Origin of the sequence: Klenkia sesuvii (assembly GCF_037083825.1) — a bacterium.
Lineage (GTDB): Bacteria > Actinomycetota > Actinomycetes > Mycobacteriales > Geodermatophilaceae > Klenkia > Klenkia sesuvii.
Map to the genome: position 1 here is coordinate 20,419 of NZ_JBAPLU010000006.1, position 25,630 is coordinate 46,048.

25 protein-coding genes are annotated in these 25,630 nt (G+C 75.0%); 6 read left to right on the forward strand and 19 right to left on the reverse strand.

The annotated features are described in order from the left end of the window. Positions 1-75 precede the first annotated feature (75 nt). The 3 genes from TEK04_RS07485 to TEK04_RS07495 all read left to right on the forward strand — a co-directional run bounded on the left by TEK04_RS07485 (position 76) and on the right by TEK04_RS07495 (position 3,324). Complete coding sequence (locus TEK04_RS07485; RefSeq protein ID WP_336403703.1) at positions 76-441, forward strand: hypothetical protein; 366 nt, start codon at positions 76-78, stop codon at positions 439-441. Further along, positions 434-937 carry a hypothetical protein gene (locus tag TEK04_RS07490; RefSeq protein WP_336403704.1) on the forward strand — a complete coding sequence of 168 codons (504 nt, stop codon included), beginning with the start codon at positions 434-436 and terminating at the stop codon, positions 935-937. Before TEK04_RS07485 ends, TEK04_RS07490 begins: the two co-directional genes overlap by 8 nt. A 71-nt stretch (positions 938-1,008) precedes the next feature. Beyond that, positions 1,009-3,324 carry a SpoIIE family protein phosphatase gene (locus TEK04_RS07495; RefSeq protein ID WP_336403705.1) on the forward strand — a complete coding sequence of 772 codons (2,316 nt, stop codon included), beginning with the start codon at positions 1,009-1,011 and terminating at the stop codon, positions 3,322-3,324. A 37-nt stretch (positions 3,325-3,361) separates the two neighbouring features. On the opposite strand, the gene TEK04_RS07500 is transcribed toward TEK04_RS07495, so the two are convergent. Genes TEK04_RS07500 through TEK04_RS07515 form a run of 4 tightly spaced genes read right to left on the reverse strand, consistent with a single transcriptional unit; the run spans position 3,362 to position 6,020 of the window. Then, positions 3,362-3,877: a flavin reductase family protein gene (locus TEK04_RS07500; RefSeq protein WP_336403706.1), complete on the reverse strand. Its 516-nt coding sequence runs from the start codon at positions 3,875-3,877 to the stop codon at positions 3,362-3,364. Next, complete coding sequence (locus TEK04_RS07505) at positions 3,874-4,812, reverse strand: hydroxymethylglutaryl-CoA lyase (protein WP_336403707.1); 939 nt, start codon at positions 4,810-4,812, stop codon at positions 3,874-3,876. Before TEK04_RS07505 ends, TEK04_RS07500 begins: the two co-directional genes overlap by 4 nt. A gap of 24 nt (positions 4,813-4,836) precedes the next feature. Further along, the gene (locus tag TEK04_RS07510) at positions 4,837-5,250 is read right to left on the reverse strand and encodes a VOC family protein (RefSeq protein ID WP_336403708.1); all 414 of its coding nucleotides are present in this window, start codon (positions 5,248-5,250) and stop codon (positions 4,837-4,839) included. A 29-nt stretch (positions 5,251-5,279) separates the two neighbouring features. After that, positions 5,280-6,020, reverse strand: a complete 741-nt coding sequence (locus tag TEK04_RS07515; protein WP_336403709.1) for an AIM24 family protein — start codon at positions 6,018-6,020, stop codon at positions 5,280-5,282. An 87-nt stretch (positions 6,021-6,107) separates the two neighbouring features. On the opposite strand from TEK04_RS07515, the gene TEK04_RS07520 reads away from it, so the two are divergent. Then, the gene (locus tag TEK04_RS07520; RefSeq protein ID WP_336403710.1) at positions 6,108-7,301 is read left to right on the forward strand and encodes an AGE family epimerase/isomerase; all 1,194 of its coding nucleotides are present in this window, start codon (positions 6,108-6,110) and stop codon (positions 7,299-7,301) included. A 22-nt stretch (positions 7,302-7,323) separates the two neighbouring features. On the opposite strand, the gene TEK04_RS07525 is transcribed toward TEK04_RS07520, so the two are convergent. The 8 genes from TEK04_RS07525 to TEK04_RS07560 are packed head-to-tail and all read right to left on the reverse strand — an operon-like array spanning position 7,324 to position 14,335. Then, on the reverse strand, positions 7,324-7,956 hold the full coding sequence (locus TEK04_RS07525; RefSeq protein WP_336403711.1) for a TenA family protein: 633 nt from the start codon (positions 7,954-7,956) through the stop codon (positions 7,324-7,326). After that, positions 7,953-8,702 (reverse strand): glutamine amidotransferase, encoded by a 750-nt coding sequence (locus TEK04_RS07530; protein ID WP_336403712.1) that lies wholly within the window; start codon positions 8,700-8,702, stop codon positions 7,953-7,955. The genes TEK04_RS07525 and TEK04_RS07530 overlap by 4 nt, the downstream gene beginning before the upstream one ends. Before the next feature lies 1 nt (position 8,703). Further along, complete coding sequence (locus TEK04_RS07535; protein ID WP_336403713.1) at positions 8,704-9,738, reverse strand: phosphotriesterase family protein; 1,035 nt, start codon at positions 9,736-9,738, stop codon at positions 8,704-8,706. Then, a complete protein-coding gene (locus TEK04_RS07540) occupies positions 9,735-10,772 on the reverse strand; it encodes an ABC transporter permease (RefSeq protein WP_336403714.1) in 1,038 nt (345 codons plus the stop codon). The genes TEK04_RS07535 and TEK04_RS07540 overlap by 4 nt, the downstream gene beginning before the upstream one ends. Further along, entirely contained in the window at positions 10,769-11,554 is a 786-nt protein-coding gene (locus TEK04_RS07545) for an ATP-binding cassette domain-containing protein (protein WP_336403715.1), read from the reverse strand. The genes TEK04_RS07540 and TEK04_RS07545 overlap by 4 nt, the downstream gene beginning before the upstream one ends. A 2-nt stretch (positions 11,555-11,556) precedes the next feature. Then, positions 11,557-12,570, reverse strand: coding sequence for a substrate-binding domain-containing protein (locus tag TEK04_RS07550; RefSeq protein ID WP_336403716.1), 1,014 nt, complete (start codon positions 12,568-12,570; stop codon positions 11,557-11,559). Between the two features lie 47 nt (positions 12,571-12,617). Continuing rightward, on the reverse strand, positions 12,618-13,499 hold the full coding sequence (locus tag TEK04_RS07555; RefSeq protein ID WP_336403717.1) for a carbohydrate kinase family protein: 882 nt from the start codon (positions 13,497-13,499) through the stop codon (positions 12,618-12,620). Beyond that, positions 13,496-14,335, reverse strand: a complete 840-nt coding sequence (locus TEK04_RS07560; RefSeq protein ID WP_336403718.1) for a BtpA/SgcQ family protein — start codon at positions 14,333-14,335, stop codon at positions 13,496-13,498. The genes TEK04_RS07555 and TEK04_RS07560 overlap by 4 nt, the downstream gene beginning before the upstream one ends. A gap of 220 nt (positions 14,336-14,555) precedes the next feature. On the opposite strand from TEK04_RS07560, the gene TEK04_RS07565 reads away from it, so the two are divergent. Further along, on the forward strand, positions 14,556-15,557 hold the full coding sequence (locus tag TEK04_RS07565; RefSeq protein ID WP_336403719.1) for a LacI family DNA-binding transcriptional regulator: 1,002 nt from the start codon (positions 14,556-14,558) through the stop codon (positions 15,555-15,557). Here TEK04_RS07565 and TEK04_RS07570 read toward each other — a convergent pair. The 6 genes from TEK04_RS07570 to TEK04_RS07595 form a co-directional block, all read right to left on the reverse strand. Further along, complete coding sequence (locus tag TEK04_RS07570) at positions 15,541-16,632, reverse strand: M20 family metallopeptidase (protein WP_336403720.1); 1,092 nt, start codon at positions 16,630-16,632, stop codon at positions 15,541-15,543. The two genes, TEK04_RS07565 and TEK04_RS07570, sit on opposite strands and share 17 nt — an antisense overlap. A 30-nt stretch (positions 16,633-16,662) precedes the next feature. Then, complete coding sequence (locus TEK04_RS07575) at positions 16,663-17,376, reverse strand: hypothetical protein (protein WP_336403721.1); 714 nt, start codon at positions 17,374-17,376, stop codon at positions 16,663-16,665. Positions 17,377-17,401: 25 nt separating this feature from the next. Further along, the gene (locus TEK04_RS07580) at positions 17,402-19,711 is read right to left on the reverse strand and encodes an MMPL family transporter (protein WP_336403722.1); all 2,310 of its coding nucleotides are present in this window, start codon (positions 19,709-19,711) and stop codon (positions 17,402-17,404) included. Positions 19,712-19,719: 8 nt separating this feature from the next. Continuing rightward, complete coding sequence (locus TEK04_RS07585; protein WP_336403723.1) at positions 19,720-20,340, reverse strand: TetR/AcrR family transcriptional regulator; 621 nt, start codon at positions 20,338-20,340, stop codon at positions 19,720-19,722. 62 nt (positions 20,341-20,402) lie between these two features. Then, on the reverse strand, positions 20,403-20,837 hold the full coding sequence (locus TEK04_RS07590; RefSeq protein ID WP_336403724.1) for an SRPBCC family protein: 435 nt from the start codon (positions 20,835-20,837) through the stop codon (positions 20,403-20,405). A gap of 193 nt (positions 20,838-21,030) precedes the next feature. Continuing rightward, entirely contained in the window at positions 21,031-22,761 is a 1,731-nt protein-coding gene (locus tag TEK04_RS07595; protein ID WP_336403725.1) for a glycerol-3-phosphate dehydrogenase/oxidase, read from the reverse strand. Between the two features lie 159 nt (positions 22,762-22,920). Here TEK04_RS07595 and TEK04_RS07600 point away from each other — a divergent pair, with 159 nt between their 5' ends. Then, positions 22,921-24,126 carry an APC family permease gene (locus tag TEK04_RS07600; RefSeq protein ID WP_336403726.1) on the forward strand — a complete coding sequence of 402 codons (1,206 nt, stop codon included), beginning with the start codon at positions 22,921-22,923 and terminating at the stop codon, positions 24,124-24,126. Here the strand turns inward: TEK04_RS07600 and glpK are convergent. Continuing rightward, positions 24,123-25,628 (reverse strand): glycerol kinase GlpK, encoded by a 1,506-nt coding sequence (gene glpK, locus TEK04_RS07605; RefSeq protein WP_336403727.1) that lies wholly within the window; start codon positions 25,626-25,628, stop codon positions 24,123-24,125. The genes TEK04_RS07600 and glpK overlap by 4 nt on opposite strands. Between the last annotated feature and the right edge of the window lie 2 nt (positions 25,629-25,630).

Here is a 25,630-nt window from a genome sequence, read left to right on the forward strand (position 1 = left end):
ACAGTTACCCGTGGACACGGACACCGGCGTGTCGGCCCCCGCCGACGGGTCCCGGCGCACTGGGAGGATGGGCCAGTGACCACCCCCCTCGTCGTGCTGGCGACGGTCGCCGCCCTGGTGGTGGCGGCGCTGGGCGGGCTGTCCACCGCCCTGCGCCGGCGCACCGGGCTGGCCCACCTCGCGGCCGCCGGGGTGCTCGAGCTCGTGCTGCTGGTCCAGCTGGTCGTGGTGCTGGTGCAGCTGGCGGGCGGGGTGCGCCCGCCCGAGACGGCGACGTTCCTGGCCTACCTGCTCAGCGTCGTCCTCGTCCCGGTCGCCGGGGTGCTGTGGTCACGCACCGAACCCACCCGGTGGGCCGGCACCGTGCTCGCCGTCGCGGCCCTCGTCGTGGCGGTCATGGTGTGGCGGCTGCTGCAGCTGTGGGAGGCCACCGGTGCCTGACCGGCTGGGCGCCCCCGCGGCCGGCGGGGACGACGCGGGGACCACCGCGCGCGGACCGGGGCGGGTGCTGGTCGCCGTCTACGGCACCTTCGCGCTGGCCGCGGGCGCCCGGGCCGCCGTCCAGCTGGCCACCCAGTTCGACGAGGCGCCCGTCGCGTACCTGCTGTCGGCCTTCTCCGCCGCCGTCTACCTCGTGGCCACCGTCGGCCTGGCCCGTGGTGGTCGGTCCGGCCGGCGCACCGCGGTGGTGGCCTGCGTCGTCGAGCTGGTCGGCGTCCTGGTGGTGGGGACCCTGTCGCTGGCCGACCGGGCCGCCTTCCCCGACGCCACCGTCTGGTCGGTGTACGGGCAGGGGTACGGCTTCGTGCCGCTCGCCCTGCCCGTGCTGGGTCTGCTGTGGCTGCGGCACCTCGCCGAGCTCGACCGCGAGGCGGCCAAGGGCGGGCCCCCACCGGCTGGCTCGGCCCCACCGGCTGATCCGGCCCCCACCGGCTGACCCCACCCCACCGTCGGGGTCCCCCCGATCGGGGCACAGCGCAGATCGTGGACCCCCGGTACGATCTCGGCGTGCCGCAGGCCCCCGTACCACCCGGGTCCGACGTGCCCGCCGAGGCCGCCGCCCTCGTGCCCGGGGCTCCGGGGTCGGCCTCGGGTGCCGACGACGACGACCGCGGGCACCAGGCCGAGGCGGTCGGCGCAGCCGCCGCCGTCGTGTCGGCCACCGACTCCGCCGAGGGTGCCCGGTCGGCCCTCCCCGGCGTCCTGGTCGACGTCCCGGTGGCCGTGCTCGTGATCGACCAGAAGGCCGGCACCGTCGTCTTCGCCAACTCCGCCGCGGTGGAGCTGGCGGGCAACGTGCGGCTCCCCGTGGCCATCGACGAGTGGGGGGCCTCCGCCGGGCTCACCGACCTGACCGGCGCACCGCTGGAGAGCACGGGCAGTCCGCTGTCCCAGGTCGCCGAGGGCACCCCGGTGGCCGGGGAGGCCGTGCGGCTGGCCCCCAGCAGCAGCCAGCAGGAGATGACCCTCTGGGTCACCGGGTTCCCGCTGTCCCGCGAGCCCGACACCGACCAGCTCGCGCTGGTGGTGTTCCTCCAGCTCGACGCCGACCGCGCCAGCGACGACCCCGCCGACCGGCTGCAGGCACTGCGCGACCGGGCCGTGCTGGCCACCGACATCTGCTTCACCATCACCGACCCGCGCCGCGAGGACGACCCGCTCGTGTGGGTCAACCCGTCCTTCACCCGGGTCACCGGCTACCCCTACGAGGAGTCGGTCGGCCGCAACTGCCGCTTTCTGCAGGGCCCAGCCACCGACCCGGCGGCGGTGGCCACCATCCGGCGGGCGCTCGAGGAGCGCCAGCCGGTCACCGAGACGCTGCTGAACTACCGCCGCGACGGCACCGCGTTCTGGAACCAGGTGGCCATCAGCCCGGTCTTCAACGGTGCGGGCGAGCTGGTCAGCTTCGTCGGCGTGCAGTCCGACGTCACCGAGCGGGTCCGCTCGGAGGGCGAACGGGCCGCCGCCTTCGCCGCCGAGCAGGCCGCCCGCCGCGAGGCCGAGACCGCCCAGGCCTACGCCGAGCAGGCCCAGGCCGACGCCGAGCGGGCACGGGAGGAGGCCGAGACCGCGCAGAACCGGCTGGCCCTCATGGCCGAGGCGACCAGCTCGCTCGCCGCCACCCTCGACCGCACCGAGCTGCTGGACCGGCTCGCCGACCTCTGCGTGCCGCTGCTGGCCGACTGGATCTTCGTCACCGTCGTCGACGCGCACGGCGAGGTGGTGGAGACCGCCGCCAAGCACCGGCGCGGCCTCGACGACGACCTGCGGGCGATCAGCACCCAGCACGCGAGCAACCTGACCCCGGCCTCCCCCAGCCGCCAGGCGATGGACACCCGGCGGCCGGTGGTGGTCGAGGACCTCACCGGCGAGCGCGTCGACTCGGTGTTCGCCCGCACCCCGGCGCGGGAGGCCTACCAGCGGCTGGGTGGTCGCACGGTGGTCGCCGTCCCGATGATCGCCCGGCGCCGGGTGCTGGGGGCCATGGCCCTGGTCATCACCGGGGAGGACCGCGGCTTCGACGACGCCGACGTCGAGCTCGTGCAGGACCTGGCCCGCCGGGCCGGGCTCGCGCTGGACAACGTGCGGCTGTACCAGGCCGAGCACCAGGTCGCCGAGACCCTGCAGCGCTCGCTGCTGCCCCAGCTGCCCGACATCCCGGGCGTCGCCGCGGCGGCGCACTACGTCAGCGCATCCACCGCCGCCGACGTCGGCGGCGACTTCTACGACCTGCTGCAGCTGCCCGACGGCGCGATCGGGGTGGCCATCGGCGACGTCGTCGGCCACGACGTCGCCGCCGCCGCGGCCATGGGCCACCTCCGCGGTCTGCTGCGGGCCTGCATGTGGGACCCGACCGACGCCGACCCCGCCGCCGTCCTGGGCCGGGTCGACCGCCTCGTCCAGGGGCTGCACGTCGCCTCCATGGCGACCATGGCGTACGTGCGGGCCGTCCCGCCGGCCGGCGAGGGCCGCCCGTGGCAGCTGGTCGTGGCCAACGCCGGGCACCCACCCCTCGTGCTGCGCTACCCCGACGGCCGGGTCGAGGTGCTCACCGCGGCCACCGGCCTGCTCGTCGGCGTCGACGGCGACACCCGCCGCGACAGCGTGCACCTCGAGGTGCCGGCCGGCACCACGGTCGTGGGCTACACCGACGGCTTGATCGAGCACCCGGGTGCCGACCTCGACGAGGGCATCGCGGCGCTGGTGGACCGGCTGCGCAACGCCCCGGTGGACGCCCCGCCGGCGGACCTCTGCTCGCACGCCGTGGAGACCGAGCTCGACCGCCGCGACGACGTCGCCCTCATCGCCGTCCGGCTCGGCTGAGGCTCCTCCCCGGCCCCCTGCCGGGGCCCGCCGCGAGCTACCGGGTGGTGGGGGGCAGGGGGTCCTTCTGCTGCAGGCCGTAGGCGCCGCGGTGGAAGACCAGGGGCGTGCGCTCGGCGGTGGCGCCCAGGTCGAGCACCCGGCCGACCACGATGGTGTGGTCGCCGCCCTCGTGCTCGGCGTACAGGGCGCAGTCGATCCAGGCCACCACGCCGTCCAGGACCGGGGAGCCGTGCGCACTGGGCGTCCAGCCGACCCCGGCGAACTTGTCGGTGCCCGACCGCGCGAACTGGGTCGACAGCGCGTCCTGGTCGTCGGCGAGCACGTTGACGCAGAACCGGCCGGCGGCGCGCAGCCGCGGCCAGGTCCTGGAGGTGCGGGCGGGGGCGAAGGCCACCAGCGGCGGGTCCAGGGACAGCGAGCTGAACGACTGGCAGGTGAACCCGATCGGCCCCGACTCCTCGACCGCGGTCACCACGGTGATGCCGGACGCGAAGTGGCCCAGCACGTCGCGCATCACACGGGGGTCGACGATCTCGTGCGGCTCGCTCATGCCGGCTGGAACGCCCCGCGCGGCGCGTTCTTCCCACCCGCCCGGTACAGCGAGCTCGGCAGCTCGCGGCCGACGGCGTCCTCGGTGACCCGGGCGGCGGCGAGCACGGCGTCCAGGTCGATGCCGGTGGCCACCCCGGAGTCCTCCAGCCAGTACACGAGCTCCTCGGTGGCGACGTTGCCGCTGGCGCCCGGGGCGAACGGGCAGCCACCCAGCCCCCCGACGGAGGCGTCGAGCTGGGTGACCCCGGCCTGCACGGCGGCCAGCGCGTTGGCCTGGCCGGTGCCGCGGGTGTCGTGGAAGTGCACCCCCAGCGGGACCCCGGGGGAGACCCGGCGCACCTCGTCGAGCAGCCGCACGACCCGAAGCGGGGTCGTCGTCCCGATGGTGTCGCCCAGGCACAGGGCGTCGGCGCCGGCGGTGACCGCGGCCCGGGTGACGTCGACGGTGCGGTCGACCGGCGTCCGGCCGTCGAACGGGCAGTCCCAGGCGGTCGCCACGATGACCTCCAGCGACCCGCCGGCGCCGTGGGCCAGCCCGGCGATCTCCCCGACGGCACCGACGGCCTCCGACGTCGTCCGGCCGGCGTTGGCGCGGGAGTGCGAGTCGGCGGCGCTGACGACGTACTCGAGGTCGGCGATGCCGGCGTCCACGGCCCGCTGGGCGCCCCGGGCGTTGGCGACCAGGGCGGAGAACCGCACCCCGTCGAACCGGCCGAGCTCGGCGGCGACCTCGTCGGCGTCGGCCAGGGCCGGCACCGCCTTCGGCGACACGAACGACGTCACCTCGATGCGGCGCACCCCGGTGGCGACGAGCGCCTCGAGCATGGCCAGCTTGCCGGCCAGCGGCACCGGCGCCTCGAGCTGCAGGCCGTCGCGCATGCCCACTTCTCGCACGTCGACGGACGGCGGGAGGACCAGGTCGAAGTCGTTCACGGCCCCGATCCTGCCCCCTCCCCGTCAGTCCTGCGGAGCCTGGCCGATGTTGAACATCCAGGGCGTGCCGAACCGGTCGGTCAGCGCGCCGTACTCGTCGCCCCACATCTGCACGGCCAATGGCACCGACACCTCGGCGCCCTCGGCCAGCGCGGCCCACCAGCCGCGCAGTTTCTCGGTGTCGGTGCCGCTGATGCACACGGTCATGCCGGCGGCCTTCTCGAACCCCATGCCGGGGCCGGCGTCGGAACCCATGAGCAGGAGGCCGTCGGGGGTGTCGAGCTGGCCGTGCATGATCTTCTGGGCGTCGGGGCCGTCCATGCCGAACTCGGCGAAGGTGCTGATGGTCAGCTCACCGCCGAGCACGCGCTGGTAGGTCTCCATCGCCTCGCGGGCGTCGCCGTCGAAGTTCAGGTAGGGGCACAGGTTCGCAGTCATGCCCTGAGGACGCCCCCCGGCGGCAGAAGTCATCGCAGGAACCCGCCGAGCACCCCGCCGAGCCCGCCCTCGCCGGCCTGCTGGCCCGAGCCCTGGCCCGCGACCGCGCTGACCGGCGGCTCCTCGGACGCCTGGACGACGACGAAGCCCTGACCGTGGAAGGAGAGGGTGAACCGCTCACCGGTGCTGCGGCCCAGCAGCGTGCCCAGCCCGAACGAGTCGTTGACCTGGACACCGGTCCGCAGCCCCGAGGACCACGCGACGGCCGCCTGCGGGTCGGCGAAGGTGGGCTGGTCGACGGCCAGCACGACCGGCTGGCCCTTGGTGGTGATCGCGATGCGCCCGACCCCGGTGAAGACGCAGTTGAACAGGCCGGCGCTGCTGCTCATCCCGGCGCCGGAGACGCGCCGGATGTCGTAGGAGAGCGACGGGTCGAAGGCCAGCACGTTGGCGCCGTTGATGGTGAGGCCGTCGGAGCCGTCGAGGTCGATGACGTGCACGTCCTGCGCGGTGTCGGCGAGGAAGAGGTCACCCTGCCCGCGCACCTTCATCAGCGGGACGCCCTCGCCGGTGAGCTTCTGCTTGATGAACCCGCCGATGCCACCGGAGCCCATGGCGTCGAACTGCAGGTTGCCCTGGTAGGCCACCATCGAGCCGGCCCGGGCGAACACCTCCCCGTTCAGCCCGACGCGGCACATCTTGCCGCCCTGCTTCTGGATCCCGGCCGCCTGCTGCTCGGCGTACTCGGGGGCGAACAACTCGCTGCGCATCGCGCTCTCCTGCTCCTCGGGATGGTGGTGGGCCCCCGTGCCGCCGTCATCCTGCCGCGCCCGGGAACCCGTGGCTACGGTCGACCGATGACCCCGGAGACGCCCGAGCTCGACCAGCTGCTCACCACCGCGGCAGCGGCGGCCGACCCGGACGGCGGCTTCGGGTGGCTCGACGAGCACGGGTCCCGGACGCCGGGGAAGGTCGCCGAGACGTGGATCGGCGCGCGGATGACCCACGTCTTCGGGCTGGCCGCCGCGTGGGGACGGCCCGGGGCCGCGGAACTCGCCGAGCACGGCCGGCGGGCGCTCACCGGGCTGCTGCACGACGACGAGCACGGGGGATGGTGGTCCGACGCGCACGGCACCGGCCCCAAGCAGGCCTACGTGCACGCCTTCGTCGTGCTGGCCGGCGCCACGCTCAGCCGGGTCGGGCTGCCCGGCGGCGACGCGCTGCTCGACGACGCGCTCGCGATCTGGGACGAGCACTTCTGGGACGACGACGCCGGCGCCGCCGTGGACGAGTGGGACGCCGGCTGGACCACCTGCGCGGCCTACCGCGGCGCCAACGCCAACATGCACGGCGTGGAGGCGCAGCTGGCCGCCGCCGACGCGTTCGCCGCGCGGGGGGACGACGGCCGGGCTGCGCAGCTGCGGCAGCGGTGCCTGCGCACCGCGCAGCGCCTGGTGGGGGAGGCCCGGGCACGCGACGGGCGGCTGCCCGAGCACTTCGACGACGCCTGGGTCGCGCAGCTGCAGCACAACCGCGAGAACCCCGCCGACCCGTTCCGGCCCTTCGGCGTCACCGTCGGGCACCAGCTCGAGTGGGCCCGGCTGGTCGCCCAGCTCGGCACCGTCGTCGAGCTGCCCGCGGTGCTGGCCGACGCCCCCGCCGAGCTCTACCGGGTGGCCGTGGAGCGCGGCGAGAGCCCCGACGGGCAGCCCGGCTTCGTCTACACCCTCGACTGGGACGACCGGCCCGTCGTCCCCGCCCGGATGCACTGGGTGATGGCCGAGGCACTGGCCGCGGCCGCCGTCCTGGGCGCGCTGACCGGGGACCCCCGGTACGGCGCGGACCACGAGCGGTGGTCGGCGCTGGTGGAGCTGCTGGTCCGCGACCCGCGCACCGGCAACTGGCACCACGAGCTGACGCCCGAGGGCCAGGTCGGGCACACCACCTGGACCGGCCAGCCCGACGCCTACCACGTGGCGCAGGCGCTGCTGCTCCCGCGGTTGCCGGTGACCGGCAGCGTCGCCGAGTCCGTCGTCCGGGCGGTGGGCTGACCCCGTTCCACGTGGAACGGGGTCAGCCGACGGCGACCCCGTGGAACTCCTCCTCGGCCGTCAGCACGGCGGTGTACCAGCGGTCCAGGTCGGCGTCGGGCACCTCGGGACCGATCTGGTCGACGTCGTCGCGCAGGGCGTCGACCTGGGCGAGGAACGCCGGCTCGGCGTGCAGCTGCACCCATTCCTGGAGGTCGGCCTGGCGCGGGGCGTCGACCGCGGCGGCCGCGGTGCACCAGCGCGCGTACATCGTCTCGGCGGCGTACATGCCCACCACGGCCGCGGCCCGACCGCCCTCGGCGACCTGGGCCAGCACGACGTCGGCCAGCACCCGTGCGCGGTCGAGCACCGGCGCGGCCTGCGCCGGGTCGACCGGGTGCCGGTGGCGGACGGCGGCGAAGTAGTCGCGCTGGTCGGTCACCAGGTTGGTCAGCGACCGGGCGTGCGGCAGCAGCTCGTCCCAGGTCGGCGACTCCCACACGACCCGGCCCAGCACCCGGGAGGCGGTGAGCACGAAGGCCTCCTCGACCAGCAGGTAGCGGGCCAGTGCCGCGTCCGTCAACGTGCCCTCGGTGACCTGCCGCACGAACGGGATGGCGCAGGCGGCGTCGAGGGCGGCGGCCTGCCGGTCCAGCAGGGCTGCGGCGCGGCTCACGAACGGGTCGCCCACCGGACCAGTCCGTCCCACAGGTCGGCGTACCCGGGCCACTGCTCGCAGAACTCCGGCGGCGCCCAGTGCGGGGAGCAGTCGGAGGTGAACACCCCGGCCCGCCCCGAGCCGTAGTCGCCCAGCGCCACGAGGGGGTCGGACCCCACCCGGGCGGGGACGACGGCGCCGGGCTTGGCCACCACCCGGTTGTACCCGAGCAGCAGCGGCCACTGCTCGCCGGCGCCGCCGAGGGCGGGGTGGTCGGCGTCGTCGACGGCCGGGGTGATCCCCGCGGGGGCCTCCACCCGGTCGTCCTCGGGCAGCATCTCGACCGGCAGCACCTCGGCGATCGCGGTCTGCCGGAAGGCGGCGCGGGCCTGGAAGCCCGAGAACGAGAGGTAGCCGCCGACCATGAGCAGCGCGCCGCCGGCCCCGACCCAGTCGCGCAGGGCGCCCAGCCGGTCGGCGCCGGGGATGAACCGCTCGAACACCCCGGGGGCCAGCTGGATCGAGTTGGCCCCGATGTCGGAGAGCACCACCAGGTCGTAGGCGTCCAGCGCCGCGGCGTCGTCCGGGAAGCCCGTGGGCACCAGGTGGGCCGGCAGGTGCACGACCTCGTGGCCGCGGGAGGTCAGGGCGTCGCGCAGCGGGCCCACACCCTCCACGTAGGAGTGCACCGAGAACTCGTCGACCCCCTTCACGTGCGTCGAGGTGGTCATCCAGCTCTCGCCGGCGATCAGGATCTTCGCCACGTCAGCGTCCTCTCGTCGCGCGCTCGAACAGCGCGCGTGGGTTGGCGGTCATCAGGTCGGCGACCACGTCGTCGGCCAGCCCGCTGCGGCGCAGCCGGTCGGCGAAGACGACGGGGACGTAGGCCAGGCCGTTGCCGCCGTGGCGGCTGAGCATGGCCTTGAGGAACAGGTCGTGGGAGAGCAGCAGCCGGTCGCCGTGCCCGGCCCGGACCAGGGCGACGACGGCGGCGGCGGTCTCCGTCGGCGAGGGCGACTGACCCTCGCCGGGGTAGTCGAAGGGCATCCCGACCATGTCGAACTCCAGCACCGGCCCGCGGGCGGCGACGGAGAGCTGGTGGTCCCGGTCGGCCCCCGAGGGGTCCATGTGGCAGAGCACGACGGCGCCGGGGTCGACGCCCTCGGACCCGACGACGACGTCGAGCACCTCGTGCGCCCGGCGCTGCCAGCCGGGCAGGTGCACGAACAGCGGGACGCCGACCTCGCGCTGGGCCCGGCAGGCCGCGCGCAGCGCCTTGTGCTCGTCGGCGGTGAAGGCCGGGGAGACCCCGATCTCGCCGATCACCCCGGGGCGCAGGTCGTGCGCGACGTCGAACTCGGCCACCAGCTCGGCGGCCAGGTCGTCCGTGGTCGCCCCCGCCAGGTGCGGGGGATGGGTGGCCTGCAGGTACCAGCCCGAGCCCATGACGACCTGGACCCCGGTCCGCTCGGCCAGCGCCCGCAGCCGCCCGGGGGACCGGCCGATCCCCGGCGGGGTCAGGTCGACCACCGTGCGACCGCCCACGCCGACGAACCGGTGCAGGTCCTCGGCCATCGCGCCGTCGTCGTCCAGGGTGCAGTTGTCGGCGTTCTCGTAGGGGTGGTCGGACAGCAGCCAGGCCAGGCCGGCGCTGACCGGGGCGTCGAGCAGGTCGCGCAGCCGCGGGTCCGGCGAGGGCCGGAACGCCACCGCGACGTCGTTGGCCAGGTGCTCGTGCGGCAGCACCAGGCCGAGCTCGGCGCTGTCGACGTCACCGGTGACGGTGCGGACGACGGTCATGCGCGGCGGGTCAGGCGCTGGACGAACCACGCGAGGTCGCGGCCGCGCAGGTTGATCCACACGACCAGCACGAGGACCGTGCCGGTGATGATGGGCGTCAGGTACGGGCTGACCGAGAGCAGGGTGAGCCCGTTGGCGATGATCTGGGTCAGCAGCGCCCCGATCAGGGTGCCGACGATGGTGCCGCGCCCACCCAGCAGGCTGGTGCCACCCAGCACCACGGCGGCGATGACGGTCAGCTCGAAGCCCTGCGCGCTGTTGGCCGACCCCGACCCCAGGCGGGCGGCGATGAGCAGGCCGGCCAGGCCCGCGGCCAGCCCGGAGAACCCGAGCGCGGACATCGTGACGAGCTTGACGTTCACCCCGGCCCGGCGGACCGACTCGGCCGCGGCCCCGATGCCGATGACGTACTGCCCGAACTGCGTGCCGTGCAGCAGCACCAGGCCCACCACGACGACCACCAGGGCGATCCACGCCGTGGCCGAGAAGCCCAGCCACTTCGCCGTCCCGAGCTGGGCCACGAAGGTGGTCGAGGCGATCGGCACCGAGAAGCCCCCGGTCTGGAACAACGCCAGGCCGCGGACCACCGACAGCGTCGCCAGCGTGACGATGAACGCCGGGATGCCCTGGTAGGCGGTGAACCAGCCGTTGACCAGGCCCCAGCCCAGCCCCATGAGCAGGGCGGCGACCATCACCAGCGAGGAGTCCCAGCCGGCCACCAGCAACTGGGCGGAGATGGCCGCGACGAAGGCGACGATCGACCCCACCGACAGGTCGATCTGCCCGGCGGTGATGACGAACGTCATCGCCACGCCGACGATCAGCACCGGGCCGACCTGGGTGGCCAGGTTGGACAGGTTCGCGAAGCTCAGGAAGGCGCCGTCGGCCACGGCGAAGAAGACGAACACCGCCAGGGTGACCCCGGCCATGACCACGGTGGCCTTGTTGGTGCGCTCCCACAGCGAGCTCCGCCGGGCCAACCGCTGGGCGCTCGGGGCGGCCTCGGTGTCGGTCGGGGTCTGGGTGGTGCTCATGCCCGGCTCCCCTCGGTGCTGGTCTGCTGCGGTGTGCGGGTGATGAGGCCGACCAGCTTCTCGATGTCGAGGTCGACGATGGCGGCGTCGTCGACGCTCTGGCCCTCGTACATCACGGTGATCCGGTCGCAGACCCGGAAGAGGTCCTGCAGCCGGTGGGTGATGAGGATGACGCCGACGCCCTGGGCGGCGACGTCGCCGATGAGCTTGAGCACCGACTCGACCTCCGCCACGGCCAGCGCCGCGGTGGGTTCGTCGAGGATCAGCACGTCGGGGGCGAAGGACACCGCCCGGGCGATGGCCACCGTCTGGCGCTGGCCGCCGGACAGGGTGCCGATCTCCTGGTGGGTGCTGGTGACCTTCACGTGCAGGTCGGCCAGGATGCGGGCGGCCTGCTCGTGCATCGCCTTCCGGTCGATGAACGGGCCGCGCTTGGGCTCGCGGCCCAGGAACAGGTTGCTGGCGACGTCGAGGGTGTCGCACAGCGCCAGGTCCTGGTAGACGATGCCGATCTTCTCGGCCTGGGCGTCGGACGGGGAATTAAAGCGCACCGGCTTGCCGTGCACCCGGATCTCGCCGCCGTCGTGCTGGACGGCGCCGGCGAGCACCTTCATGAGCGTCGACTTGCCCGCGCCGTTGTCCCCGACCAGGCCGAGGACCTCCCCGCGACGCAGGGTCAGGTCGACGCCGCGCAGCGACTTCACCGGCCCGTAGGACTTGGTGATCCCGGCCAGCTCGACCAGCAGGTCACCGGTCCGGTCCGCGGGGAGGCCCTCGGTCATGGTCAGTCCTCCAGGTAGAAGGTGTAGTCGTCGACGTTGTCGGGCGTGACGATCTCGGTCGGCACGGGCTGGTCCTGCTCGACCGGGTTGCCGCAGGCCAGGTCGATCGCCGAGGCCATGGCGTGGTAGCCGAACTCGAAGGTCTGCTGCTGCACGACGCCGGTGATCCAGCCGTCGCGCAGCCCCTGGACGGCCGGGTCGGAGAGGTCCCAGCCGACCACGTCGACCCGGTCCTGGGCGCCCTGGCCGCGGACGGCGGCGGCCAGACCGATCAGGGCCGGCTCACCGGTGGCGTACACGTACTCGAGGTCGGGGTTGCCGGTCAGCAGGTTCTCCGCGGCCGACTGCGCGGTCTCCTGCACGTTCTTGCCGTCGACCACGGTGCCCACGGTCATGCCGCCGGCGGTGACGGCGTCGCTGAAGCCCTGCTGGCGCTCGAGCTGGATGGTGGAGTTCAGCGCGCCGACGATGCCGACCTCGCCCTGCCCACCGGACTGCTCGAGCAGGTAGTCGGCGATCTGCGCGCCGCCCTCGGCGTTGGCGGTGCCCACCTGGGCGTCGATGCTGGGGTCGTCGACGATCGCGTCGACGGCGACGACCGGCACACCGGCGGCGTCGGCGGCCTGCACGGAGGGCTTGATGCCCTCGGTGTCGATGGCGTCGACGATGATCGCGTCCACCCCGCCGGCGACCAGGGTGTCGATCGCGTTGGCCTGGGTGACCGAGTCGTCGTTGCCGCTGATGATCTGCAGGTCGACGCCGTTGTCGTCGGCCATCTTCTGGGCTGCGGCGTTGATCTGGTTGAAGAACAGCGCCTGCAGGTTGATCGTCACCAGCCCGACCTTGAACGGCCCGTCGGCGGGCTGGTCGCACCCGGTGGGCTGCACGCTGGGGGCGGGCAACGAGGCCGGGGCCTGGTTGTCCGGGGCCGCGGAGTCGGCGGGGGAGCCGCTGTCGCAGGCGGCGAGGGCCAGCAGGCAGGCGCCTGCGGCAAGGGCGAGGGGGCGGCGCTTCACGGGTTCTCCTCGGGGTGGGTGGGGCTGAGCCGGGCTGGCGGTTGCGGTCAGGCGGTGCGGGCGAGCTGGTCCAGGGCAGAGGTGACCTGCGCGGGTGCCGGGGCGGCCCGGGCACCCTCCCGGGTGCAGGACAGACTGGCGGCCACCCCGGCCCGGGTGGCGGCGTCCACCGGGGCCATCCCGGCGGCCAGCGCGGCCAGGTGGGTGCCGACGAAGCAGTCGCCGGCGCCGGTGTCGTCGACGACGTCGACGGGCAGCGCGGGCCCGGTGGCGGCGCCGTCCGGGCCGGCGATCTCCCAGCCTGCGGCACCGTCGGTGACGACCAGGGTGGTGCGCGGACCGCGGTCGGCGGTCGACAACCCCAGCAGGGAGACCAGCCGGGTACGGCCCACCACGACGTGGTCGGCGGCGGCCATCGCGGCGCGGGCCACCTCGGGGTCCTCGCAGCCGTCCAGGTCGACGGCCAGGACGATGCCCGGGCGCGCGGCGGCGGGGAGCTGGGCGGCCCGGTAGCCGTCCAGGTAGAGCACCCCGCCGCCCACGCCGGCCAGCCGGTCGGCCACCCGGGCGACGTGGCCGGCACCGAGGGCGTCGTCCTGGCTGACCACCGAACGGCGTCCGGCGCCGTCGACCAGCACGATCGCGGTGGACAGGTAACCGGTGCGGTCGGTCCACCCGGTGTCGACGCCCTCGGCGTCGAGCTGGGCGAGGAACAGGTCACTGGGCAGGTCGGACCCGACCACACCGGCGAAGGCGGACCGGGCCCCGGCCCGGGCTGCGGCCACGGCGGCGTTGGCGCCCATGCCGCCGGGCAGCTGGTCGATGGCGGTGGCGTGCACCCGCTCGTCGGGGGCGGGGAACCGGGGCACCCGGCCCACCACGTCGAGGTTGGCGTAGCCGCAGAAGACCACCGGGGCGCCGGGCGTCACCGACCCGCCGCCCGGGCCACGGCGCGCACCTTCTCCGGGGCGACCCGGCCCCACCAGCGGCTGTTGTCCTTGGCCGCCGAGGCCACGATGGCGCCGTCGCACTCGGCCAGCAGGGCGGCGGCGTTGGTCGGGTCGACCCCGCTGCCGATGATCACCGGGAGCTGGGTGTGGTCCCGGATGCCGACGACCTCGGAGACGCTGGTGGCGTGGCCGGTGCGCGAGCCGGTGGCGATGAGCACGTCGGCGTCGAAGAACTCGGCGTCCTCGGTCTGCTCGGCCAGCGTGCGGTCGGCGACGATCGCGTGCGCCCCGTGCTTGACGTGCACGTCGGCGAAGACCTTGACCGGGTCGGCGCCGATGCCGTGCCGGTAGCGCGTGGTGCGGGCGGCCTGGCCCTCGATGACGCCCTCGTTGGCCACGTAGGCGTTCACCCACTGGTTGACGCGCACCCAGCCGGCGCCGGCGGCCCAGGCACTGGCCACCGAGCACTCGCCGGCGTTGGACAGCACGCTCACGCCGACCTTCGGCCCCAGCTCGGCCACCACCGCGGCCGTGACGACGCCCATCGCGGCGGCCACCTCGTAGCCGTGCTCGCCGGGCTTGAGGAAGGGCAGGTCCCAGTGGTTCTCGACGATGACCGAATCGAAGCCGTTGCCGGTGTAGGCCTGGGCCTCCTCGACGGCGAAGCGGGCGATCTCGGCCACCGGCTGCCCCCGGTAGGCCGGGCTGCCGGGCAGTGCCGGCAGGTGCACGGCGCCGATCAGCGCGGTCCCCTCCCCGAAGAGCTCGGCCATCGCCGAGGGCTTGCGGGGGTAGACCCCGAGCGGAGCGGACACCGTCGTCACCATCCATGTAATCGATTGCCTGACGTGACCGACGCTACAGCGCACCGCCCTGCCCACGTCAATGGGCAATCGATTACTTTCTTGTTCCAGCTGGTCGGGGGCTCGTCACACGATCGACACGAGCGCACCCCGCACCGCTCCGCCATGATGGTCGCGCGGCCCGCCCCCGGGCCGGAACGGAACAGGACGGAACGGGGTGACCGTGGGCCGGGTGACGATCCGGGACGTCGCCGAGCGCGCAGGCGTGTCCACCGCCACCGTCTCCCGGGCGCTGTCCGGCGCCCGGCCCGTCTCGCCGGCGGTGCTCGAGCAGGTCACGCGGGCCGCCGGCGACCTCGGCTACTCCGCCAACGGCATCGCCAGCGCGTTGCGGCGCAGCCGGACCGACACGGTGGGCATGGTCGTGCCGAGCATCGCCAACCCCTTCTTCACCGCCCTCGTCGAAGGGGTCGAGCACGCCCTGCAGCAGGCAGGTCGTCAGCTCTTCCTCTGCTCGTCGCGCTCGGACCCCGCCCTCGAGGCGCAGCGGCTGCGCAGCCTGGTCGCCCGGCAGGTCGACGGCATCATCATCAGCCCCGTGCACGGTGTGCGCAGCCACGACGCGGTGTCCTGGGCGGCCGGCCAGTTGCCCCTGGTGCAGGTCGACCGGTACGTGGCCGGGGTGGACAGCGACTGGGTCGGGGTGGACGACCACCTGGCCCTCCGGTTGGTCGTGGACCACCTCGCCGACCTCGGGGTGCGCACCGCGGCGTTCGTGAGCTCCACGTTGACCAACTCCTCCACCGAGCTGCGCGTCGCCGGGTTCCAGGAGCACACCGCCCGGCGGGGAGTCGCCGTCGACCAGGTGCTGCTCGGCGAGTACTCCATCGACTGGGGTCGGGAGGCCATGCGTCGACTGCTGGCGGCCGGCCCGCTGCCCGACGCGGTGGCCTGCGCCGACGACCTCATCGCGCTGGGCGTGCTGCAGGTGTGCGCCGAGACCGGCGTGTCCGTGCCGGCCGACCTGCTGGTCACCGGGTTCGACGACATCCCGTACGCCGCGCTGTCGGACCCGCCGTTGACCACCGTCCGCCAGCCGCAGGACCGCATCGCCGGCGAAGCGGTGCGGCTGCTGTCGGCCGCCCTCGGCCCCGACCGGGCCCCACCAGCGCGCTCGGCGCTCGCGCCGTCGCTGGTCGTCCGGTCGAGCACGGGCATCACGCCCAGCGGCTGACCACCTCGCCGAACACCCGCACCGCCTGCTCGAGCTCGGCCACCTCGACGTACTCGTCGCGGGCGTGCATGACGGCGGGCGTCCCCGGCCCCCACACCACGACCGGGGCGCCGCCCGCGACCGCGCCCAGCACGGAGGCGTCGGTGAAGTAGGTGGCCGGCTCCGACCGCACGACCGCCGGCAGCCCACGCACCCACGGGTCGGCGCCGTCGGTGCGCAGCGGGGGCAGGTCCACCCGGACGTCGACCTCGGCCACCTCGGGCTGGGCCCGCCACCAGGCCTGCAGCGCGGCGCCGTCGCCGACCGTGCGCATGTCGACGACCACCTCGGCGGCATCGGGCACCACGTTGGGCACGGTGCCCCCGGCGACCACGCCGGGGTTCCAGGTCTCGGTGCCCAGGAACGGCTCGGTGGCCAGCGGCAGCCCGCCGCCACCCCCGGCCGCGGCCCGGGCCAGGACGGCGACCAGGTCGAGGACGGCGTTGTGGCCCAGGTGCGGCGTGCTGCCGTGCGCGGCACGGCCGGCGGTGCGGACGGCGAGCCACAGCGCCCCGCGGTGCCCGAGCACGACCTCGTTGCCGGTGGCCTCCGGGACGACGACCGCCCCCGTCGCCGACCCGGCCAACGCCCGCGCCGCCACCGCCGCACCCTTCGAGCCGATCTCCTCGTCGCTGGTCAGCAGCAGGCCGACGGGGGTCTCGGGGTCGGCGGCGGCCAGCGCAGCGACCGCCGCGACCAGCCCCGCCTTCATGTCCGACCCGCCGCGGCCCCAGACCCGGCCGTCCTCGTGGTCGGCCCCGAACGGGTCCCGTGCCCACTGCCCGGCATCGGCGGCCGGCACCGTGTCGACGTGGCAGGCGAACAGCAACCGCGGCCGGGTCGGGTCGGTGGGCGTGGTCAGCAGGCGCCAGGGCTGGTCGGGGTCGTCGCCGTCGCGGCGCTGCAGGTGCGGGGCGACGGCCGTGAGCACCTCCGTGACCAGCCCCATCGCGTCGCGCTGCGGCCGGGGGGCACCGGAGACGGTGGGTCGGCGCACCAGCTCGCGCACCAGGTCGACGGGGTCGAGGGAGGTCACCGGGCCGAGCGTTCCACGTGGAACGACGGGTCACCAGGCCGGCGGGCTCCCCGGGCGGCCCTCCGCGGCGGGGCCGCCGCGTGCGCCCTCTGCGGCCCGGCCGCCGCGCACGTGCTCGACCCACCCGCCCACGACCGGAAGACCGGCCAGCACCGCCGCGGTGGTCGGCACCGGCAGCAGCAGGACGACCAGCACCGCCTGGCCGAACGCCGAGCCGTAGGAGGTGGCTGCGCTGACCACGGCCTGCGCGAGCACCGCCAGGGCCAGCGCGGCGCCGCCGCCGACGACCAGCCAGCGGTCGGCGCCGGCCAGCAGGCGCGTGCCGCCGGCGACGAGCGCGGCCCCCGCGGGCAGGCCGACCACGAGGCCCAGCCAGCTGGCGCTGCCGCCGTCGGAACCGGCCAGCAGCACGATGGCCACCAGGCCCCACATCAGGGCGGTGCCGCCGGCGACGAACCCGAGCACCGCCGCGGCCCCGGCCTGCTGCGGGCGTCCCGGCCCGTTCGGCCACGACGGCGGCGGCGGGGCGGGCGGCGTCCACCAACCCGGCTGAGCCCCCCACCCCGGCTGGGGCCCGTACCCCGGCTGGGCGCCGTGGGCCGGACCGTAGGCCGGCGGCGGTCCGTACCCCGGTGGCGCCCCCCACGGCTGGCCGGCCCACGGCTGACCGGCCGGCGGGCCCGGGGTGGACGGCGGCGGTCCGGCGTAGCCGGGGTGGTCGTCGTGGCCCTGCTCTGCACTCACCGGCCCAGTCTGTCCGACGCCGGGCTCAGCGGCGGTCCGCCGCCTCGTCGGCGGGTCCGGGTGCCTCGTGGCGCCCGTGCGGGTGCACCAGCTCGGTGAAGGTGCCCGGCTCGCCCTCGGGCGCCTCGTGCGCGCCGCGCGCGGACGCCGGGGCCCCGAGCTTCGCCCCCTCGACGTCGAGATCGGGCAGCACCCTGTCCGCCCACCGCGGGAGCCACCAGGCCGAGCGGCCCAGCAGCACCAGGACCGCGGGCACGAGCGTCATGCGCACCAGGAACGCGTCGACCAGCACGCCGACGGCCAGGCCCAGCGCGATCGACTTCACCACCGGCTCGTCGATGGTGAGGAAGCTCGCGAAGACCGAGAACATGATCAGCGCGGCCGCCGTGACGACCCGGGCCGCGTGCCGCATGCCGTCGAGCACGGCCTCGCGGGGCGACGCCCCGTGCACGTAGGCCTCGCGCATGCGGGAGACGAGGAAGACCTCGTAGTCCATCGCCAGCCCGAAGAGCACGGCGATGAGGATGATCGGCATCAGGCTGACCACCGGGCCGGTGCTCGGGACCCCCAGCAGGTCGATGAGCCATCCCCACTGGAACACCGCGACGACGGCGCCGAACGCGGCCACCACCGACAGCAGGAAGCCCAGCGCGGCCTTGACCGGCACCAGGACCGAGCGGAAGACCAGCAGCAGGAGCACGACCGACAGCCCCACGACGACCAGGGCGAAGGGCAGCAGCGCCTGGCCCAGCCGGTCGGACACGTCGATGGCCACCGCGGTCTGCCCGGTCACGGCCACCGAGGCGCCGGTCTGGCGCTCCAGCTCCGGCGCCAGGTCGCGGATGTCGCCGACGAGCCGGGTGGTGGCCTCGTCCTGCGGGCCGCTCCCGGGGATGACCTGGATCAGCCAGGTGGTCTCGCCGACCTGCTGCGGGACGGCGGCCAGGACGTCGTCCAGACCGCCGCTGGAGGTGCCGGGCAGCAGGCCGGGCTGACCGCCGATCGCCTGGGCGACGGCACCCGCAGCGGCCTGCCCGTCGGCCGCGTCCACGCCGTCGAGGAGCACGACAAGGGGCCCGTTCAGGCCGGGGCCGAAGTACTGGTCGACGGCGTCGTAGGTGGCCCGCTGCGAGCTGCCCTCGGCGGCGGACCCGTTGTCGGGCAGCGCCAGCTGGAGCTGGCTGGCCGGGAGCGCGACCACCACGAGACCGGCCAGCACCACCACGGCGGTCAGCCACGGCACCCTGGTGACCACCGCGGCCCACCGCACCCCCAGGGACCGGCCGCCGGATGCGCTGGTCTGCTCCAGCCGGGCGGCGCGGCTGCCCGGCCGCGGGGTCAGCCGGGCGCCGGCGAACCCCATCAGTGCCGGCACGAGGGTGAGCGCGACGGCCACCGCCACGAGCACGGTGCCGGCTGCGCCCAACCCCATGACGGTGAGGAAGGGGATGCCGACGACCGAGAGCCCGGCGAGGGCCACCACGACGGTCAACCCGGCGAACACGACGGCGGAGCCCGCCGTCCCGACGGCGCGGCCGGCGGACTCCTCGGGGTCGCTGCCCGCGGCCAGCTGGGTGCGGTGCCGGGACAGGATGAACAGCGTGTAGTCGATGCCGACCGCCAGGCCGATCATCAGCGCCAGGGTCGGGGCCGACGACGACAGCGTGGTGAAGCTGCCGACCGCCAGGAAGCCGAGCAGCCCCACGGCCACCCCGACCAGCGCGGTCAGCAGGTTCATGCCGGCGGCCAGCAGCGACCCGAGGGCGATCGCCAGCACCAGGACGGCGACGGCCACCCCGATGAACTCCAGCGGCCCGATCGTGACGGAGGTGAGCTGGAAGGCGTTGCCGCCGACGTCCACGGTCAGCCCGGCCTGCTCGGCCGGGGCCACCGCCGCCTGCAGCTGCTCCAGGGCGTCCCCGGCCAGCTCGGTGTTGTCCACCGTGTACTGCACGTTGGCCAGGGCGGCCTCGCCGCCGACGCTGACGGCCTGCGACTGGAAGGGGTCGACGACGGCTCCGACATCGGCCACCTGGCCCATCGCCTGCACGGCGGTCTCGATGGCCTGCTGGTTGGCGGGGTCGGTGACGCTGGACCCGTCGGGGGCGATGAACACCACCTGGGCGCTGGCACCCGCCGCCGCGGGGGAGACCTCGGTCAGCCGGTCGAGGGCCTGCTGGGACTCCGAGCCGGGGATGGTGAACCGGTCGTCGAAGGACAGACCGCGCACGAGCACCGCGGCCGCGACACCGGCGAGCACCAGCACCCAGACGGCCACCACGACCCATCGGTTGCGGAAGGAGGCGCGGCCGAGCCGCTGCAGCAGGGTGGACACAGGTGCTCCTACGGGGTGGGGGCGGCCGCCGGGGCGGTCACGCCCCGGACGAGGGCGAGGAAGGCCGAGCGCTCGAGCGCACCGACCGGGGTGCCGGGCGTGCTGGCCGACGCCAGGGCGAGGCCGTGGTGCAGCGCGAGGAACGCCTGGGCGACGTCGACCGCCGGCGCGGTGAGGGTGATGCCGAGCGTGTCGGCGGCGCGGGTGAGCACCTCGGCCACCTGGGTGGTCTTGGCGGCTGCGAACCGGTCGAGCAGGTCGGCGGCGTCGGCGTCGCGGGCGGCCAGCAGCTGGTACTCGGTCAGCACCAGTGTCCAGGCGCGGCTGGCGGCGAGCAGCTCGGTCACCCGGTCGACCGCGGCGACCAGCGGGTCAGCTGCGCCGGACACCTCGGCCACCAGCTGCTCGGCGGCAGCCAGGTCCCGGGCGGTCTCGCGGGTCATCAGCGCCGCGAACAGCTCGTGCTTGGTGCTGAAGCTGGAGTAGAAGGCGCCGCGGGTGAACCCGCCGCGGCGGCAGACGTCCTCGACGCTGGCCGCGGCGAACCCGGTGTCGGCGAAGGTCTCGAGCGCGGCGTCCAGCAGCCGCTCGACGGTGACCGCGCGGCGGCGGGTGGTCGGGGCGCTCACGATGCACGACCGTATTGGATGCAGCCGTGCATCGCCGGGCGTCCCCCAGGCGCGGAGGGGCGTCAGAGGCGGCGGGCGGCCTCGGTCAGCTGCTCCACCACGTCGTTGCCGAGCTTCTCCAGCGCCGGCTTCAGCAGCGGACCGGCCAGCGCCGCGACCCCGTGGAAGTCGAACTCGGCGTGGTAGGTCACCTCGGTGGACGCCGCATCCACGGCGCGCAGCGTGATGTCGTCGTGGGAGGTCACCGTCTTGTTCTCGCCGACCAGGCGGACGTGGTCCGGCTCCCACACCTCGAGCCGGTACTCCAGCTCGGTCTCCCGACCCATGAACTCGCTGACGTTGCGCCACCGGGACCCGACCTGGACCGGCTGACCGTCCAGCGGGGTGCAGGTCTTCGTGCCCGGGTCCCACTCCTCGGCGTTCGCGAAGTCGGCCAGGTAGGGCCCCAACTTCTCGACGGGGGCGGGGACGGTGAACGTGCGCTCGACGGTCGGCATGGAGCCGTCCTTCCCCCGGATCGCCCGACGCCAACCACCGGTTCCGCTGGCCAGGGCACCGCGCCACCGCACGCGAGGACGACGGGAGGGACCCGAGGAACGAGCGGCCCCTCCCCGAGGACGAGCAGCAACGGCTCAGCTCGACCCGGGCCGGCACCTGGTCGCGGTCGGAGGCCGTAGGCCGACCATGTACTCAGACCAGGGCGCGGCCGACCGCGACGGCGCGGGTGTCGGGGGCGGCGACCCGCACGGCGTCGGCGGCCTGGTCGTCGGCCTCGGTCTGCGAGCGACGCTCGGCCTCGACCCGGGCGGCGTAGGAGGCCACCTCGTTGGCGACCCGCTCGTCGTCCCACCCCAGCACGCCGGCGACGGCCTCGGCCACGGCCTGCGCGCTCTCGGTGCCCCGGTGCGGGGTCTCGATCGAGATGCGGGTGCGCCGGGCGAGCAGGTCGTCGACGTGCAGGGCGCCCTCGTGGGCGGCACCCCAGACCATCTCGACCATCAGGTACTCCTCGGCGCCGGGCACGGCCTCGAGCAGCGAGCGGTCGTCGGCGGCCAGGGCCAGCACGTCGGGGGTCAGCGAGCCGTACCGGTTGAGCAGGTGCTCGGCGCGGTACTTGCCGATGCCCCACTGCTCGGCCAACCGGTCGAGGGAGTTGACCATCGCGTGGTAGCCCTCGGCCCCGACCAGCGGGATGTCCTCGGTGACGCTGGCCGGCACCGACCGGGTGACGTCCTCGACGACGGCGTCGACGGCGTCGGCGGCCATGGGCCGGTAGGTCGTGTACTTGCCGCCGGCCACCGAGATGACGCCGGGCGAGGGGCGGGCCACCGCGTGCTCGCGGGAGAGCTGGCTGGTGTCCTCGCTCTCGCCGGACAGCAGGGGGCGCAGACCGGCGTAGACGCCGGAGATGTCCTCGTGGGTCAGCGGGGTGGTCAGCACCCGGTTGACGTGCTCGAGGATGTAGTCGATGTCGGCCTTGGACGCCGCGGGGTGGGCCTTGTCGAGGTCCCAGTCGGTGTCGGTGGTGCCGACGATCCAGTGCGAGCCCCACGGGATGACGAACAGCACCGACTTCTCGGTCTTGAGGATCAGGCCGGTCTCGCCGTTGATCCGGTCGCGCGGGACGACGATGTGCACGCCCTTGGAGGCCCGCACGTGGAAGCGGCCGCGGCCGCCGACGAGGGTCTGCAGGTCGTCGGTCCAGACGCCGGTCGCGTTGACCACGACCTGGCTCTTGACGTCGACCTCCTGCCCGGTCTCGACGTCGCGCACCCGGGCGCCGACGACGCGGCCGCCCACGCGGGTGAAGGAGACGACCTCGGCGGAGTTGAGCACGGTGGCGCCGTACTTGGCCGCGGTGAGGGCCACGGTGAGGGTGTGCCGGGCGTCGTCGGCCTGGGCGTCGAAGTACCGGACGGCGCCGACCAGCGCGTCGGGCTTCAGCGCGGGGAACAGCTTGCGGGCGCCGGTGCGCGAGAGGTGCTTCTGGGAGGGCATCGGCTCGCTGAGTGCGCCGAACCGGGCCAGGCCGTCGTACAGCGCGAGACCGGCGGTGACGTAGGGCCGCTCCCACACGCGGTGGGTCAGCGGGTAGAGGAACGGCAGCGGCTTGACCAGGTGCGGGCTGATCCGGTTCACCGCGAGGTCGCGCTCGTGCAGCGCCTCACGGACCAGGCCGAAGTCGAACTGCTCCAGGTAGCGCAGGCCGCCGTGGAAGAGCTTGGAGGACCGGGACGACGTGCCCGACGCGAAGTCGCGGGCCTCGACCAGGGCGGTCTTGAGGCCGCGGGTGGCGGCGTCCAGGGCGACCCCGGCCCCGGTGACGCCACCGCCGACGACCAGGACCTCGAACTCCTCGGCAGCCAGCGCGGCCCAGGCCGCGGCACGCGCTTCGGGACCCATGGGGGGGACGGCGGACATGCGCACTCCTCGGTTCGGTGCGGCCCGGGAGCCTCGGCGCATCCCGGACGCTCGCCGTCCACGGTAGGTCCGGCCCGCACCACCTGCGACGCAGCTCGTACGACGATGTCGGACAGGCACACTGCGTCCGTGCCTCATGACGGCCCGCTGGCGAGGCGGGTGGGTACCCGGGACGCCGCCGTGCTCGGCCTGGGTTCGATGCTCGGCGCCGGGGTGTTCGTCGTCTGGGCGCCGGCGGCCGCGGCCGCGGGCTGGTGGCTGCTCGCCGCCCTGGCCCTCGCGGCGGGGGTCGCATGGTGCAACGCCACCAGCACGGCCGCGCTCGCCGTCCACCTGCCGGTCTCCGGCGGGGCCTACGCCTTCGGCCGGGCCCGGCTGGGGCCCTGGTGGGGCTACCTGGCCGGCTGCGCGTTCCTGGTGGGCAAGACCGCCTCCGCCGGGGCGATGGCGCTGACCATCGGTGCCTACCTCTGGCCGGGGCAGGCCCGGCTCGTCGCCCTCGCCGCCGTCGCGCTGCTGGTCGCGGTCGACGCCGCCGGCATCACCCGCACCGCCGGCGCCACCCGGGTGCTGCTCGTGGTGACGCTGTCGGCCCTCGCCGTCGGCACCGGGCTGGCCCTCGCCGGGGACGGACCGGTCCGGTCCGTGGACCCGCCGGGCGGGCCGGGCGGCGTGCTGACCGCCGCGGGCCTGCTGTTCTTCGCCTTCGCCGGCTACGCCCGCATCGCCACGCTGGCCGAGGAGGTGCGCGACCCGGCCCGCACCATCCCCCGGGCGGTGTCGGTCGCGTTGGCGGCCGCCGTCGCGGTGTACGCCGTCGTGGGGACGGCGCTGCTGGTCGCCGTGGGCCCCCGGGCGCTGGCCGGCTCGACCCGACCGCTGGCCGACGCGGTGGCCGCCGGCCCGGCCCCCGCGCTGGTCTGGGTGGTCACCGCCGGCGCGGTCGCCGCGGCCGGGGGAGCCCTGCTCGGCCTGGTCGCCGGCCTCACCCGCACCGCGTTGGCGATGGCCCGCGAGCGCGACCTGCCCGCCCCGCTGGCCCGCGTCGACGCCCGGCGGGGCACCCCGCTGGTGGCGCACGCCGTCCTGGCGGTGGCCGTGGGCGCCCTGGTCCTCACCGGCGGCCTGACCGCGGTCATCGGGGCGTCCTCGGCCGGGGTGCTCGTCTACTACGCGGTGGCCAACGCGGCCGCCTGGACCCTGCCCGCCGGCGAGCGGCCGGCCCGGTGGGTGCCGGCCGCCGGGCTGGTCGCCTGCCTGGTGCTGGTCGCCGCGCTGCCGGTGCGCTCGGTGCTGGTCGCGCTCGGCGTCCTCGCGGTGGCGGTGCTGCTGCGCCTGCTCCGGCACGCGGCGCTGCGTCGCTAGTCCGCGCCCCAGGCGATGGACAGCCGCACCGCCTTCTCCCAGGTCGGGTACTCGGCGTCGAGCTGGGCCGCCCGCGCGGGCACCGGGCTCCACTGCGCCGAGCGGTGCCAGTTGCGGCGCAGCGCCTCCACGTCGGCCCACAACCCCACCGCCAGGCCGGCGGCGTAGGCCGCGCCCAGCGACACGGTCTCCCCGACCATCGGCCGCACCACGGGGGTGTCCAGCACGTCGGCGACGAACTGCATGAGCAGGTTGTTGGTCGTCATCCCGCCGTCGACCCGCAGGGCCGGCAGCGCCAGCCCGGAGTCCGCCGCCATGGCCAGGACGACGTCGCGGGTCTGCCACCCGGTCGCCTCGAGCACCGCGCGCGCCAGGTGGCCCTTGGTGACGTAGGAGGTCAGCCCGGCCACCAGCCCGCGTGCCTCGCCCCGCCAGTGCGGGGCCAGCAGGCCCGAGAACGCCGGCACGACGTAGCACCCGCCGTTGTCGGCCACGCTGCGGGCCAGGGTCTCGATCTCGGGGGCGGTGCCGATGAGCCCCAGCCCGTCGCGCAGCCACTGCACCAGGGCGCCGGCGACGGCCACCGAGCCCTCCAGCGCGTAGTGCACCGGCTCCCCCGCCAGCTGGTAGGCCACCGTGGAGATGGAGCCCGACCGGGTGTGCACCAGCTCGGTGCCCGTGTTCTGCAGCAGGAAGCTGCCGGTGCCGTAGGTGCACTTCGCCTCGCCCGGGGCGAAGCAGGCCTGCCCGAACAGCGCGGCCTGCTGGTCGCCCAGCGCCCCGGTGATGGGGATCGGTGAGCCGAGCGCGGTCGCCGTCCCGAGCTCGCCGACGGAGGGCCGGATCCCGGGGAGCATCGCGACCGGGATGCCGAAGAAGTCCAGCAGCTCGGGGTCCCAGGCGCAGGTGCGGCAGTCCATGAGCGAGGTGCGGCTGGCGTTGGTCACGTCGGTGACGTGCACGCCGCCGTCCGGGCCGCCGGTGAGGTTCCAGACCAGCCAGGTCTCCATGGTGCCGAACAGCAGCTCGCCGCGCTCGGCCCGTTCGCGGGCCCGCGGGACGTGGTCGAGTACCCAGCGCAGCCGGGGGCCGGCGAAGTAGCCGGCGATGTCCATGCCGCTGCGCTCGCGCACGATGCCGGCGTCGGGCCGGGCCGAGAGCCGGGCCACGAGCTCCTCGGTGCGGGTGTCCTGCCAGACGATCGCCCGGGTGATCGGCCGGCCCGTGGCGCGCTCCCAGACCACCGTGGTCTCGCGCTGGTTGGCGATGCCCAGCGCGACGACCTCGCCCGCGGAGGACGCCGCGTCGCGCAGCGCCTGCGCCGCCGTCCGCTGGGTGTTGGCCCAGATCTCCATCGGGTCGTGCTCGACCCAGCCCGGGCGGGGGAAGAACTGCCGGTGCTCGCGCTGGCGGACCGACACCAGGCGGCCGCCGCGGTCGAAGACGATCGACCGGGTGGACGTCGTCCCCTGGTCGACGGCCAGCACGAAGCGCTCGGTCACCA